11 protein-coding genes are annotated in these 12,902 nt (G+C 70.8%); 5 read left to right on the top strand and 6 right to left on the bottom strand.

The features are described from left to right. Nucleotides 1–215 precede the first annotated feature (215 nt). Nucleotides 216–941: a hypothetical protein gene (locus tag AB0M08_RS04360; protein WP_364488201.1), complete on the top strand. Its 726-nt coding sequence runs from the start codon at nt 216–218 to the stop codon at nt 939–941. 96 nt (nt 942–1,037) lie between these two features. Here the strand turns inward: AB0M08_RS04360 and AB0M08_RS04355 are convergent, their stop codons facing one another. The 4 genes from AB0M08_RS04355 to AB0M08_RS04340 are packed head-to-tail and all read right to left on the bottom strand — an operon-like array spanning nt 1,038 to nt 4,197. Beyond that, nucleotides 1,038–1,871 (bottom strand): fumarylacetoacetate hydrolase family protein, encoded by an 834-nt coding sequence (locus AB0M08_RS04355; RefSeq protein ID WP_364488198.1) that lies wholly within the window; start codon nt 1,869–1,871, stop codon nt 1,038–1,040. Between the two features lie 13 nt (nt 1,872–1,884). Then, the gene (locus AB0M08_RS04350; RefSeq protein ID WP_364488195.1) at nt 1,885–2,760 is read right to left on the bottom strand and encodes a fumarylacetoacetate hydrolase family protein; all 876 of its coding nucleotides are present in this window, start codon (nt 2,758–2,760) and stop codon (nt 1,885–1,887) included. A gap of 37 nt (nt 2,761–2,797) precedes the next feature. Continuing rightward, on the bottom strand, nt 2,798–3,400 hold the full coding sequence (locus AB0M08_RS04345) for a carboxymuconolactone decarboxylase family protein (RefSeq protein WP_364488192.1): 603 nt from the start codon (nt 3,398–3,400) through the stop codon (nt 2,798–2,800). Next, nucleotides 3,397–4,197 carry an IclR family transcriptional regulator gene (locus tag AB0M08_RS04340; RefSeq protein ID WP_364488190.1) on the bottom strand — a complete coding sequence of 267 codons (801 nt, stop codon included), beginning with the start codon at nt 4,195–4,197 and terminating at the stop codon, nt 3,397–3,399. Before AB0M08_RS04340 ends, AB0M08_RS04345 begins: the two co-directional genes overlap by 4 nt. A gap of 145 nt (nt 4,198–4,342) precedes the next feature. Between AB0M08_RS04340 and AB0M08_RS04335 the strand changes: the two genes are divergently transcribed. Together AB0M08_RS04335 and AB0M08_RS04330 are read left to right on the top strand one after the other, a co-directional pair. Beyond that, nucleotides 4,343–5,101 (top strand): SDR family NAD(P)-dependent oxidoreductase, encoded by a 759-nt coding sequence (locus tag AB0M08_RS04335; RefSeq protein WP_364488187.1) that lies wholly within the window; start codon nt 4,343–4,345, stop codon nt 5,099–5,101. Nucleotides 5,102–5,116: 15 nt separating this feature from the next. Further along, nucleotides 5,117–5,902: an SDR family oxidoreductase gene (locus tag AB0M08_RS04330; protein WP_364488184.1), complete on the top strand. Its 786-nt coding sequence runs from the start codon at nt 5,117–5,119 to the stop codon at nt 5,900–5,902. 822 nt (nt 5,903–6,724) lie between these two features. On the opposite strand, the gene AB0M08_RS04325 is transcribed toward AB0M08_RS04330, so the two are convergent. Next, a complete protein-coding gene (locus AB0M08_RS04325; RefSeq protein ID WP_364488181.1) occupies nt 6,725–8,032 on the bottom strand; it encodes an MFS transporter in 1,308 nt (435 codons plus the stop codon). 218 nt (nt 8,033–8,250) lie between these two features. Here AB0M08_RS04325 and AB0M08_RS04320 point away from each other — a divergent pair, with 218 nt between their 5' ends. Next, nucleotides 8,251–9,513 carry an amidohydrolase family protein gene (locus tag AB0M08_RS04320; protein ID WP_364488178.1) on the top strand — a complete coding sequence of 421 codons (1,263 nt, stop codon included), beginning with the start codon at nt 8,251–8,253 and terminating at the stop codon, nt 9,511–9,513. Beyond that, nucleotides 9,510–10,346 carry an alpha/beta hydrolase gene (locus tag AB0M08_RS04315; protein WP_364488175.1) on the top strand — a complete coding sequence of 279 codons (837 nt, stop codon included), beginning with the start codon at nt 9,510–9,512 and terminating at the stop codon, nt 10,344–10,346. The genes AB0M08_RS04320 and AB0M08_RS04315 overlap by 4 nt, the downstream gene beginning before the upstream one ends. On the opposite strand, the gene AB0M08_RS04310 is transcribed toward AB0M08_RS04315, so the two are convergent. Further along, nucleotides 10,347–12,794, bottom strand: coding sequence for a glycosyltransferase family 87 protein (locus tag AB0M08_RS04310; RefSeq protein WP_364488172.1), 2,448 nt, complete (start codon nt 12,792–12,794; stop codon nt 10,347–10,349). Nucleotides 12,795–12,902: the final 108 nt, after the last annotated feature.

The raw sequence follows: 12,902 nt of genomic DNA, 5'->3' as shown, positions 1-12,902 counted from the left end.
CGACCCCGGAAAACCCGGCCAGTTGTTCATCTCCGCCCCTCGCCCACTACTAGATCCGGTTGGTAACATCCGCCGATCATGACCGTAGTTTCCGCCGGTCACGACGCTCCCTCTCGGTACCCACCGCACGGCCGTGCGGAGTCTTTTCGAGGGAGCGGCACCAGTGGGACCGGTGCGTAGGAAAGACTGACGAATCAGATAAGGATCGTGTCGAAGTGCTGCTCAACGGGACGAACAACGAGACCTCGGAGCATGCGGTGATCGCACCCAACCCCGGCCTGCCCAACCAGGCCCTGCAGGTGCTGGCCCTTGCCCAGCGCACCGCGGAGGAGCACGTCGCGAGTGCGCAGCACCACGCGGACAAGATCCGGACGGACGCCCTCGCGGCGGCCGAGCAGATCGCCCGCGACGCGCAGCAGCACGCCAACCAGGTCCGGCACGAGGCCGACCGGGTGCTCGCCGAGGCGCGCTCCGCCGCCGAGCAGATGGCGCGCGAGGCCCAGGCCCGTGCCGAGGAGGCGCGCCGCACCGCCGAGAAGATCGTCAACGACGCCCGCCAGCGCTCCGAGGTCATCGGTTCCGACGCGCTGGCCGGTGCCGAGCAGCTCAAGGCCCAGGCCCAGCAGCGCTACGACGACGTGGTGGGCAGCCTCGGCGTCAAGCGCGAGGCCCTGCAGCAGCAGATCGAGTCGCTGGAGAACTTCGACCGCGAGTACCGTGGCCGTCTGACCGCCTTCATGCAGAGCCAGCTGCGGGCCCTCTGGGCCGAGACCCCGCAGGTCACCGCCGAGGTGATCGACGAGGAGCCGATCGCCGAGGAGATCGAGGCCCCGTCGCAGCAGGTCGTCCCGCACGGCCACCAGCACCAGCAGGTGGTCCAGCACGGCCATCACCAGGCCGACGACGCGGACGACGAGGAAGACCCCGAGAACGACCGCTGAGCTCACCGCGAAACGGCCTGGTCCATGTCTGGTCCAGGCCGTTTCGCTGTTCCTGTACGCTCGGCGGCTCACCCGCCGCGCTCAAGAGGTGCCCGGTCAGACGAAGGTCTGCCGGATCTCCCCGATGCCGTCCACCCGGCTCACGAGCACCTCACCGGGCTGGAGATAACGCGGCGGCTGCCGCCGGTTCCCCACGCCCGCCGGCGTCCCCGTGAAGATCAGATCGCCGGGCAGCAGCGGGCAGACCGCCGAGATCCGCGCGATCAGATCGTCGACCGGGAAGATCATCTCGCTGGTCCGGCCGTACTGGACGACCTCGCCGTCGAGGGTGCACTCGAACCCGATGTCCTCCCGGTCCGGGAACTCGTCCGGGGTGACCGCCGCCGGACCGGTCGGGCCGAAGCCGGGGAACGACTTGCCGAGCGAGAACTGCGCCGGCTTCCCCGCGGCCTGGACCACCCGCTCGGAGAGGTCCTGCCCCACGGTCAGCCCGGCCACCGCGCCCCAGGCGTCCTCCCGGGCGATCCGGTGCCCTCCGGCCCCGATCACCGCGACCACCTCGATCTCCCAGTCCGGCTTCCCCGGCGGCAGCGTGACCTCGGTGACCGGCCCGGTGACGCAGGACGGGAACTTGGTGAAGAGCAGCGGGCTCTCCGGCGCCTCGAACCCGGCCTCCGCGGCGTGCGGCCGGTAGTTCAGCGCCACCGCGAAGACCTGCCGGGGCCGCGGCGACGGCGCGCCCAGCTCCGCCTCGGTGAACGGCACCGCCGCACTCCAGTCCGCGCTCTCCGCCCACGCGGCGAACTCGCCGAAGCGGGCCAGCGTCACGTTGACCTCCGCGGCGAACCGCCCGTCGCTGGCCTTCTCGACGTCGAGTGCCCGGCCGTCCTCGATCAGGACGAGGCGGTCGCCGATCGTTCCGAATCGCATCTGCGGTCCCGTCTCAGCTGGTGTAGAGGTCGCTGCTGAACGGCTCGGTGTCGTGCGCGGCCTTCCACGGCACCACGTGGTTGCGGAGCAGGCCGACGCCCTCGATCTCGGCCTCCACCACGTCGCCCGGCTTCAGGTAGAAGTCGAACGGATTCGGCTGCACCGCGGCCACGCCCGAGATGGTGCCGGTAGTGATGATGTCACCGGCCGAGTAGCCCTGCGGCGAGTGGTGCGCGACCAGGTGGGCGAGCGAGAGGATCATCTGCTCGGTGTTGCCCCGCTGGCGCACCTCGCCGTTGACCCGGAGCTCCATGTTCAGGTTCTGCGGGTCGGCGATCTCGTCGGCGGTGACGATCCACGGGCCGATCGGGCAGAACGTGTCGATGCCCTTGGAGAACGAGAAGACGCCGGACTGCATCTCGCGCCGCTGGATGTCCCGGGCGGTGATGTCGTTGAAGACGGTGAACCCGGCGATGTAGTCCTTGGCCTCCTCGGGCCCGAACCAGCGGCCGGACTTGCCGATCACGATGGCCAGCTCCAGCTCGTAGTCGAGCTCCTTGGTCAGCCCCTCCGGGTAGACGATGTTCTCCTCCGGCCCGATGATCGCGTCGACGTTCTGGAAGAACACGATGCCCTTGTGCACCGGGTGCGACCAGTTCACCTTCGCCAGTTCTTCGTGGTGCACGGTGAAGTTGCCCGCGGTGTGGAAGAACTTCTTCGGCTGGATCGGCGCGCGCAGCGTGACCCCGCTCAGCGGCAGGACCTCGCCGGTCTCACCCACCTCGCCGCCGCGCTCGAAGTACTCCCGGGTCGATCCGACCGCCAGCTCGACGACCTCGTCGCCCTCGATCCGGCCGACCCGCCCCGCGTCGAATGTCACCAGTCGCATGCCAGCCTCGTTTTCACTCTGTGAAAGTATGTTTCTGTTAGGAAAAATCCTGCGTCGTGGACGGGGGACTGTCAAGGGATTCCGGACTCTCCACCCGGAACACCCGGAGCTGGAGTGCGAGCGTCGCGTAGTACCCGACAAGGGTGCTGAGCTCGAACAACGCCGGTTTTCCGAGCCCCTCGACGGCGGCTGTGAACTCGCTGTCGGAAAGATCGCCGCGCTCGGCCAGGGCGGCGCACGTGTCGAAGACCAGGCGGTCGGCCGGGTCCGGGAAGGCCGTCGCGTCACCGGTGCGGAGTGCCTTCAGCTCCTGTTCGCCGAATCCGGCCACCCGCGACACGGCCTCATGGGCGTACGTCTCGAAATCGCTCCGCCAGACACGCGCCACGGTGAGGATGGCGATCTCCCGGGCCCGCGTGCTCATCGCGGTGCGGTACCGCACCGCGCTGCCGAGCTCCTGAAGCGCGCCGCCCAGGCCGGGCTGCAACAGCATCGCGTTGAACGGGCCCTCCAGGCCGCCCTCGCCGTCGGTCAGCCGGAACGCCGAGTTCGCCGCCCGCGGTCCGCTCGCGATCGCGTCGTAGACCTCCCGCTGCGCCTCGTCGAGCTCGCCGGGGCGGAACTTGCGCAGCCGCGTCACGCCGTCACCTCGCGGTGCCCGAGCAGCGCCGAGATGTCCGCGCAGGCCTCGCTGACCAGGGGCTTCAGCTCGCGGACGATGCGCTGGGTGGACCAGTCCCGGGACTGCACGGCCAGGTTCGCGCCGGCCACCACCCGGCCCTGGGCGTTGCGCACCGGCGCGGCGACCGAGCGGAGACCGTACGCCAGCTCCTCGTCCTGCATCGCCCAGCCGTCCCGCTTGATCTTGGTGAGCTCGTCGTGCAGCTCGTCCATGCTGACCTTGGCGTTCGGGCCGTGCAGCCGGGAGAACGAGGTGTCGGTGACCCGCGACCGCAGGTCCTCCTCGTCCAGGTGGGCCAGGAGCAGCTTGCCGATCGAGGTGTGCACCGCCGGCAGCGTCGAGCCGACCTGGATGTTCGCGGTGACCAGGTCGGAGTTGCGCAGCCGGACCAGGTAGAGCACCTGGTCGCCGGTGAGCACCGCCAGGTTGACGGTCTCGCCGGTGGCGCTGCCCAGCCGCTGCAGGCGCGGGGTGGCGAGCTCGACCAGGTCCAGGCTGCGCAGCGCGGCGGTGCCCAGGCTGAGCACCCGGACGCCGGGCCGGTAGTCGCCGTTCGGCAGGTGGTCCAGGTAGCCCTCGGCGGTCAGCGTCATCACCACCCGGTAGACCGTGGGCAGCGGCATCCCGACCGCGGGCGCGATGTCGCTGACCCGCCAGGTGGGGCGCTGCTCGGTGAAGAGCGAGAGGATCCTTAGGCCCTTGGCCAGGGCTTCCACCCGGTACTCGGGTTTCTCGTTCTCTTTTCTCGCGGCCATCTCCGGTCCTCTGCTTGATCGGTTGCCCTGGACAGGGGTCCCTCGGGCGGTCTAGCGTTGTTCCAAGAAACCTACTTTCATCTAGTGAGAGTGCGCAAGCATCTAGTGAAAGTGCGCAAGAGTCAACCGGGATGAGTGAGGGCCGATGACCGACTGGTTGCAACTCCGTGAGCGTCCCACGTTGGTCGTGGGAGCGGGCGGACTCGGCGGTGCCGGTGCGCACGCGCTCGCCCTGGCCGGGGCCCGCGTGCTCCTCGCCGACGTGGACGCGGCGAACCTGGAGACCGTCCGGCTCCGCGCCAAGGAGGCGGGCGCCGAGATCGAGACGATCCAAGCCGACCTGCGCACGCCGGAAGCCTGCCGTGCCCTGGTCGCCGAGGCCGCCGAGAAGCTCGGGGGGATCGAGGTCTTCCTGCACGCGGTCGGCCGCAACGTGCGCAAGCCGCTCGCCGAGCTCGGTGACGACGACTGGGAGTCGGTCGTCAACCTGAACCTGTCCACCGCGTACTGGACCGGGCAGGCGGTCGGCAAGATCATGGTCGAGCGCGGGTACGGCCGGATGGTCTACTGCTCGTCCGTCTCCGGTCTGCTGGCCCACGCCCACCACGCGCCGTACGCGGCCACCAAGGGCGGGCTCAACCAGCTGCTGCGGGTGATGGCGCGGGAGTGGGCCCCGCACGGCGTGACGGTCAACGGGGTGGCACCCGGGTACATCGAGACCAACCTGACCAAGGCGTACCTCGACAAGGACGGCAACCGGGAGAAGCTCGAGTCCCTGGTGCCGGCCGGACGCCTGGGCCGTCCCGACGAGGTCGCGGACACCATCACCTACCTCTCCTCCGACCGGGCCGGGTTCATCACCGGTCAGGTCGTGTACATCGACGGCGGCCGTACTCTCGTTTAAGGGGATCCCTTTCCAATGACCACTCCCGTTATCACCCAGCGCTTCCCCGGCCGGTCCGTCCTGGTCACCGGGGCCGGCACCGGCTTCGGCGCGGAGATCGCGTTCCGGGCCGCGCAGGAGGGCGCCCGGGTCGGCGTGCACTACCGCAGCTCCAAGGACGGCGCCGAGAAGACCGCCGAACGGATCCGCGCGATCGGCGGCGAGGCGGTGCTGATCCAGGGCGACATCACCGACTGGGACGACATCAAGCGGATGGCCGACGAGTCGTTCCGCGCGTTCGGCGGCCTCGACGTCCTGATCAACAACGTCGGCGACGTGGCCCGCGACCAGATGTCCTGGCGCGACATCACCGAGGACTCGATCGACCACGTCCTCGAGGTGGACATCAAGGGCACCCTGCTCTGCGTGCACGAGTTCGGCGCCCGGATGCTCGACCAGGGCCACGGCAACATCGTCAACATCGGCTCCACCGTCGTGGTCCGCGGCTCGGCCCGCGCCCCGCAGTACGCCGCCGCCAAGTACGGCATCATCGGCCTCACCAAGTCCTACGCGGCCGCCTTCGCCCCGACCGTCCGGGTGAACGTCTTCGCCCCCGGCTTCATCGAGACCGAGGCCACCCTGAAGCGCGACGACTGGAAGTCCGGCCGTGGCGACAAGCTCCGCAGCCTCACCCCGATGGCCCGCATCCCCGGCCCGGCCGAGCTCGCCGGTGCCGCCCTCTTCCTGGCCACGGACGACGCGGCACACATGACGGGCGGGTTCATGGTCGCCGACGGGGGCTACAACATGATCGGGGCGTGATGGGGGCGTGATCGGTCGCTGAGCCGCTTGGGGGGTGCGCGACGTAGGCGGTTTTGGGCGGGGCATCACTCACTCCGGGCGGTCAGGCTTGATCCCTGCGTGAGTGATGCCCCGCCCAAAACCTTGCCCTGGTTGCGGTGGGTGCCGCGGCTCACGGCCGGTCACTAGGGGGCTGGGTGGTGGGGGGCGGTGGGAGCGCCGGTTGCGGTTGTGGCTGGCGCTCGCGTGTGTGTCGACGTGGGGCGGGCACCCCTGAGCGCCAGCTGGCCGCGCCCGGCGGCTGGCCGCGCCCGGCGGCTGGCCGCGCCCGGCGGCTGGCCGCGCCCGGCGGCTGGCCGGGGCGTAGTGCGGTTCGGTTTTGGCTGGTTGTCACGGGTCCCTCAAGCCGTCGAGGCAACCGTGACCCTGCTGGTCACATCTGGACCACCCGGGCGGGACGCTGAATCCCGTGACTGGGCGCCCGCCCGAACACTCGCCGCCCGTGGATCGTCGACTCCGCCCGCCAGGGCTCGTTCGTGAACCGGCCGGGCGGCACCCCGCGGTCGGTGAGCTGGCGGCCCAGGCGCCTCGACCGGTCGGCTGGCGATCCGGTGCGCCCACGGCCGGTCGGCTGGTGGTCCGGGGTGTCTCGAGGGCTCGGAGAGAACCGTGAACGCCAGCCGCGCCGGGGGAGCTGGCATCCAGAGGTCACTCGAGACCGTCGAGGCACCCGTGGATGCCGGCGAGGAACGGCTCCGGTGGGGATTGCGCCGGAATGGGGCAGCGGGGTCATACCTGAGCGCCGGTCACAGAGGGGGGACCGGCGCTCAGGGAGGGAGTGGGTCAGCGGATGCGGCGGACGAAGAGGATCGTGATGGCGGAGAGGATGCCGAGGAGGGCGAGGACGGCGAAGAACGCCGGGTAGTTGCTCGATCCGCTGGCGGCCAGGACCGTGACGGCGATGATCGGGGCGCCGACGTTGGGGAGCAGGGTGGCGACCTGGTAGACGCCCATCGCCTTGCCGGCGTGGGCCTGGTCGGGGACCACCTCGGCGGCGATGGCGATGTCGACCGTCAGGTAGATGGCCTGGCCGATGCTGAGGATGATCCAGCCGGCCAGGAAGCCGTTCAGGGACTGGGTGAGGGCGGCAACGAGCAGGCCGGCCGCGAGGATCACCGCGCCGACGCCGACGAACGCCTTGCGACGGCCGAGGCGGTCCGAGAGGAAGCCGCTGAGCAGGAAGAAGACCACCGAGACCGGGGTGGAGACCGCGGTGAAGGTGGCGTACTCGGCGGTGGCGTCGTCGATGTTCAGGCCGACCGTGTCGGTCAGGTAGAACGTCGCGTACGTCTGGACGCCGACGTACGCGAGCCCGACCAGGAAGCGGCTGATCCAGTTCCAGGCGAAGTCCCGGTTCCCGTTCGTGCGGATCCAGTAGCTGCCGAAGAATTCCCGGACCCCGAAGCCCGGGTACGTGGTCTCGACCGGCCGGTCGACCCGGCTGATCACCCGGGCCAGGAACAGGACGGCGAGCACCGCCACCACGCCCGGCAGCGCCAGCATGATCAGCTGCTGGTGGATCAGTTTGCTGCCCAGGAAGACGCCGCTGACCACGGAGATCGCCACCACGAAGCCGATCAGGCCGGAGAGCCGGGCCCGCAGCCGGTCCGGCACGAACTCGGGGATCAGCGGCAGGAACCCGGAGAACGCCGCGCTGGCGCCGAGCGAGCCGAGCGCCCACCCGGCCGCCACGCCGGGGATCGACGGGACGCTGCCCGCCACGATCAGGCCGAGCAGCGCGGTCACGGCGCCGCCGACCAGCCACGGGCGGCGCCGGCCCCAGCGGCTCCGGGTCCGGTCGCTCAGCGCGCCGAAGAGTGGCAGCGAGCCGATCGACATGATCGCGCCGATCAGGATCACCGCGGAGAGCGCCGTGGTCTTGCCCGCCGGGTCGATTTCGTTCACCCGGACGGCCAGCGTGACGATCTGAGGGGTGAGGCTCGCGAAGTAGAGGCCGAACGCCGCGAGTACGAGGGCCGGTACCAGCAGCCGGGAGGACGGTGCGTCGGCGTGCAGGGCGGTCTCCAGATCTGCTTCCGGAGACGACGGGTCGTCGGGCGGAATGACCGAGGCGGGCGACATGTCAGACATCGGAGGACTCCCAGCGCTATTTTCACCAGGTGAAAGTTAGTTTCGATGTGATTGCCGCGACAGTAAGGCCGCCCGAGGCCACGTGTCCACTGGCAATGTCCTAGCGGTCCGAACTGTGGCTACCAAGGCGGTGACGGTTGACACAAGGACGAGGGCCGAGAAACACTCGGGTAACACGAATCAGAAAACGATTCTCGCCTAGTGAAAGTGGCAGTGAGATGGCGCGTACGGTTTTCACCAACGGACTGGTCTTCGACGGGTCGGGCAGCGCTCCCGCCCCCGGTGAGGTGGTCGTCGAGGGCGACCGGGTGGTCGAGGTCCGTACGGGCTGGCGCGACGAGCACGAGCCCACCGACACGGTGGTCGACGCGACCGGTTGCACGGTGATGCCGGGCATGATCGAGTCGCACTGCCACCTGACGTTCCCGTCCGCCGTCGGCCACATCGACCCGTCCTTCAACCCGCCGCTCGACGTGTCGTTCTTCAAGAAGATCGAGGGCCTGGAGTCCGAGCTGGCGCGTGCCGAGCGCAACGCCAAGATCCTGCTCGACCATGGTTTCACCTCGGTGTACTCGGCGGGGTCGATCCTGCCGATGCCGGTCGAGATCATCCTTCGCGACAAGATCAAGGCGGGCGTGATCGCCGGTCCGCGGATGCGCGCCGCCAGCATGGAGCGGGACAACCACCCGGTCCGGCCGGACGGCCACACCGAGCCGGACTGGCAGGGCCCGGACGCCTGCCGCCGCTGGGTGCGCGACATGGCCGCCCAGGGCTACGACAGCGTCAAGTTCCTGCTCAGCAACGACGACGTCTTCATCCCGGGCGGTTCGCAGGTCACGCAGTACTCGGAAGAGGAGGCGATGGCCGCCGGCGAGCAGGCGCGCGAGTCCGGCGTCTGGCTCAACTGCCACGCCCAGTCCGCCGAGTCGGTCAAGATCGCGGTCAAGTCCGGCTTCCGGTCGATCTACCACTGCACGTACGCCGACGAGGAGGCCCTCGACCTGCTGGAGTCGGTCAAGGACACCGTCTTCGTCTCGCCGGCCCCCGGCATCATCTACGCCAACGTGCACGAGGGCGAGGAGTTCGGCATCACCCGCGAGGTGGCCGAGAAGATGGGCTCGGTCGACGCCCTCGAGGGGATGGCCAAGGTCTACCCGGAGATCCGCAAGCGGGGCATCCGCGCGCTCCCCGGCGGCGACTACGGCTTCCCGAACAACCCGATCGGCCGTAACGCCCGCGACCTCCAGCTCTTCGTCGACGTGCTCGGCTACACCCCGCTCGAGATGCTGGTCGCCGCCACCAAGCTCGGCGGCGAACTCGTCGACTTCGGTGACCTCGGCATGCTCAAGCCCGGCTGGATCGCCGACGTCCTGGTCGTCCGCGGCAACCCGGCCGAGGACCTGACGCTCCTGCAGGACACGGCGAACCTGGTCGCCATCATGCAGAGCGGCGCCTTCCACAAGGCCCCGGTGGCGGCGTGACCGCGGTCCACCGTTCCGGTGGCGGCGTGATCGCGGTCCACCGGGAGGTCGTCTTCGCGCGGCGGCCGGGCTTCCGGCCGCTCGCGCTCGACCTGTACGTGCCGGAGAACCCGGCCGCCCTCTGCGTCTACCTGCACGGCGGCGGCTGGCGGGTCGGCTCGCGGACCGAGGGACCGGGCAACGTCAAGGACTGGAACCCCGGCTTCTTCGAGCGGGTGGCGGGGATGGGCCTCGCCGTCGCCAGCGTCGATTACCGCCTGAGCGGCGAGGCGGTCTTCCCGGCCCAGTCCGAGGACGTCGCCGCGGCGGTGGACTACCTCGCGGAGGCCCGTGACGGCTTCGGGATCGGCTCCGACCGTACCCTGATCTGGGGTGTCTCCGCCGGAGGCCACCTGGCCGCACTCGAGGCACTGGCCCGCGCCGGCGCCGCACCGCGCCGCCGGATCGACGCCGCGGTCTGCTGGTATCCGGCGACCGACCTGGACGCGCTCTCCCAGGACATCGAGGAGGCCGGCGGCAAGCCGGAGCGCGGCCCGGATTCGCGGGAGGGCGCGCTGCTCGGCGGGGCGCTGGACGAGCGCTTGGAGCAGGTGGCGGCGGCGAGCCCGGTCAACCACGTGCGGCCGGGCGCGCCACCGTTCCTGTTCCTGCACGGCGACGCGGACGTCGGCGTGCCGGCCCGCCAGAGCTTCCGGTTGGCGGAGGCGCTGCGCTCGGCCGGCGGCTCCGCCGAGGTCGAGCTGGTCCCCGGCGCCGGCCACATGTTCCCGGAGCTGGACGAGCCCGCGACGATGGCGGTCACCGAGCGATCGGTCCGTTTCCTGCTGTCGTAGTCACAGAGGGTTCATGGCATTTGCGGCGGTCCGGCGGGAATCGCCGGACCGGGTGGTGTGCAGCAGCGCCGGCAGCGTGCACAGGCAGAACGCCGCGCCGAGGACCGGTTGGGAGGCCGACGCCGCGAGCAGCGCCGCGTACCCGAGCAGCAGCGCGAGCCGGCGTGTCCCCGCCACCGCGATCATGAGCACGGTGGTGACGGCGACCGGCGCCCAGTAGTACCGCAGCACCACCGGATCGGTCAGTACCCGCAGCAGCGCCGCCGTGGCCGGTGCCGCCGCGACGACCAGCCTGTTCTCCCGGTATCGAGAGGCCACCCACGCCGTCGCGCCGCCCACGACGATCGCCTGCGCCACCCGGATCGGCCAGGTGACGGTGTCGAGCCCGGGCGCTACGAGCCGCAGCAGACTCCCCTCGGTGACCGGCCAGACATGCCCGAACATGCCGAAATCTCCGGCGAGGGCGAAGGGGAGATAGACGGCCGCCCCGAGCACTCCGGCCATGAGCGCGACGCCTACCGTTCCGGTCCATTCCGCGCGGCCGTTCCTCCCCGCGGTCCCGGCGAGCAGGCAGGGGAAGCCGAGCACCGCCCAGGGCGCGATCGCCACCGCCATCCCGAGCGCGATGGTCGCGGCCGCGAGCCGGTCACGCTGGTGGAGCCTTATCGCGTACGCCCACAGCCCCGGCACCAGGATCTCCGTGGGATGCCCGTTCCAGGGCAGCGGTGCCGCGAGCCAGAGCAGGACGAGGGCACCCACCGCCGCCTCGGTCACCGCCCTCCGCCGTCTGTCCTGCTCCCGCCCGGTGCCGGCGGCCGATTGCCCGGCGGCCGATCGCCCGGTGCCGGCGGCCGATCGCCCGGTGCCGGGTGACCGGCAGAGGGCCATCGCTCCGAGCGTCAGCGCGACGTTGATCGCGGCCACGACCGGCGCGGACGGCGTCCCGTCGGACCCGCCGGCCAGGAGAAGGCGGCTGACCACCAGCTGAAGCGGCCCGGCCTGGTTCCACCCGCCCGTGTAGATCCCGTCGAGGTGACCCGCGAGAAGCCGTCTCCCGGCCTCCGCGAAATCCACCAGATCCGGCGGCGACACCGGGATGGCCAGTCCCAGTCCCGCGGCGGCCCCCGCCGCGATCAGCCGGCGTCCGCGTAACGCCCGCTCCACGAGGCGTGCACCGTGTGTCGCCGGCTTGCCGCCTGATCCCGCCCGGCCGGCAGGAGCGCCTGTCTCACTCGCCGGACCACCGCCGTGAGTGCCGGCGGGGGGAGCCGGGAGCGGCGTCGTGGCGGTGGGGGAGGAGGGGGTGGCCAGCAGGGCGGTGAAGAGGAGGAGTTCGGCGAGGACGAACCAGGACTGGGCGGGGGCGCTGCGGCCTACCAGGAGTTCGACGTAGGGGCCCGGGACCGACAGCAGCGTGATCGCGAGGAGGAAGAGGCGCCACACGCGGTCGGGGGCCGGGCGCAGGGCCAGCAGGAGCAGGGTCGCGGCCAGGGCCACCAGCAGGTAGTGGATCTCGGAGATGCCGCCGGCGACCAGTGTCCCGACGAGCAGCGTCGTTCCCAGCCAGACCGGATCGGGGCCGGGACGAGGGCCGGAGAAGGAGGCCGGAAGAGGGCGGGAGAAGGGAACCGGAAGGGGGCGGAAAGCGGAGAACACCCGGAGGAACAGGAGGGCGGCGGCCATTCCGGCGGCTAGGAAACCGGCGGTCGGTGGGAGGGAATGGGCCTCGGACCAGCCGCGCAGGGAGAGGTTGTTGACCGCGTTCTCGCCGTGCAGGTTGGTGCCGGAAAGGGTGTATCGGAATACCGCGGGATAGGACGAGCCGCCCGGGATCAGCCATATTCCGAGGAGCAGTACCGCGGCCGCCGGGAGCATGGTGCGGGTCAGAGCGGACCACCGCCGGTGCAGGAGCGGGACCAGGATCAGCGGGGCCAGCAGCGGTTTGACCAGCAGGGATGCCGCCAGCAGGGCGCAACCCAGGGTCCATCGGCGACGGTGGAAGGCCAGCAGGGTCCCGACGGCCACCGGGGCCAGGAAGACCGTCACGTTGCCCAGGGAGAGCGAGCGCGCGGCCGCGATGCCACCCAGCAGGGCGAGTACCGAGGCGCCGGCGAAGACCGTACGGCGGGCCGGGGGTGCGGAGCGGGCTATCAGGTGGGCGGCGAGCAGGAGCGCCGCCACACCGGCCGCGATGTACCAGCCGAAAGCCGCGTACGGGGAGCCCAGCGCGGTCGGCAGGAGCAGGAGGACGGCGGTCGGCGGGTAGACGAAGAGGGGGTCGCTGAAGACCGGGTCGCCGTGCAGCAGGTCGGTCGCGGCGTTGCGGAGCGGGGCGAAGTCGATGCCCATCGCCAGGACCTGGAGGACCCGGCCGACCTCGCTGGCGGCGAGGATCGCGGCGAGCGTCACCAGCAGCAGGGTGAGCGCGCGGCGGTGAGTGGACTCCACGGGAAATTTATCGGCACATGGTGCGTTTCGTGAAGCCGGGGCATCCGTCCGGGGTCGGCCGATCGGGTGTATTCCGGGGCGCGGCGAGCGGCGCTACTAGTCGCCTGC

The sequence above is a fragment of the Actinoplanes sp. NPDC051851 genome, assembly GCF_040681165.1.
GTDB lineage: Bacteria > Actinomycetota > Actinomycetes > Mycobacteriales > Micromonosporaceae > Actinoplanes.
This window is presented reverse-complemented; position numbering and strand designations above follow the sequence as displayed.

Coding starts and splice junctions, on each gene's coding strand:
- AB0M08_RS04355 (WP_364488198.1), bottom strand. CDS start 1,871: ATGCGATTCGGAACGATCGGCGACCGCCTCGTCCTGATCGAGGACGGC.
- AB0M08_RS04350 (WP_364488195.1), bottom strand. CDS start 2,760: ATGCGACTGGTGACATTCGACGCGGGGCGGGTCGGCCGGATCGAGGGC.
- AB0M08_RS04340 (WP_364488190.1), bottom strand. CDS start 4,197: ATGGCCGCGAGAAAAGAGAACGAGAAACCCGAGTACCGGGTGGAAGCC.
- AB0M08_RS04335 (WP_364488187.1), top strand. CDS start 4,343: ATGACCGACTGGTTGCAACTCCGTGAGCGTCCCACGTTGGTCGTGGGA.
- AB0M08_RS04330 (WP_364488184.1), top strand. CDS start 5,117: ATGACCACTCCCGTTATCACCCAGCGCTTCCCCGGCCGGTCCGTCCTG.
- AB0M08_RS04325 (WP_364488181.1), bottom strand. CDS start 8,032: ATGTCTGACATGTCGCCCGCCTCGGTCATTCCGCCCGACGACCCGTCG.
- AB0M08_RS04320 (WP_364488178.1), top strand. CDS start 8,251: ATGGCGCGTACGGTTTTCACCAACGGACTGGTCTTCGACGGGTCGGGC.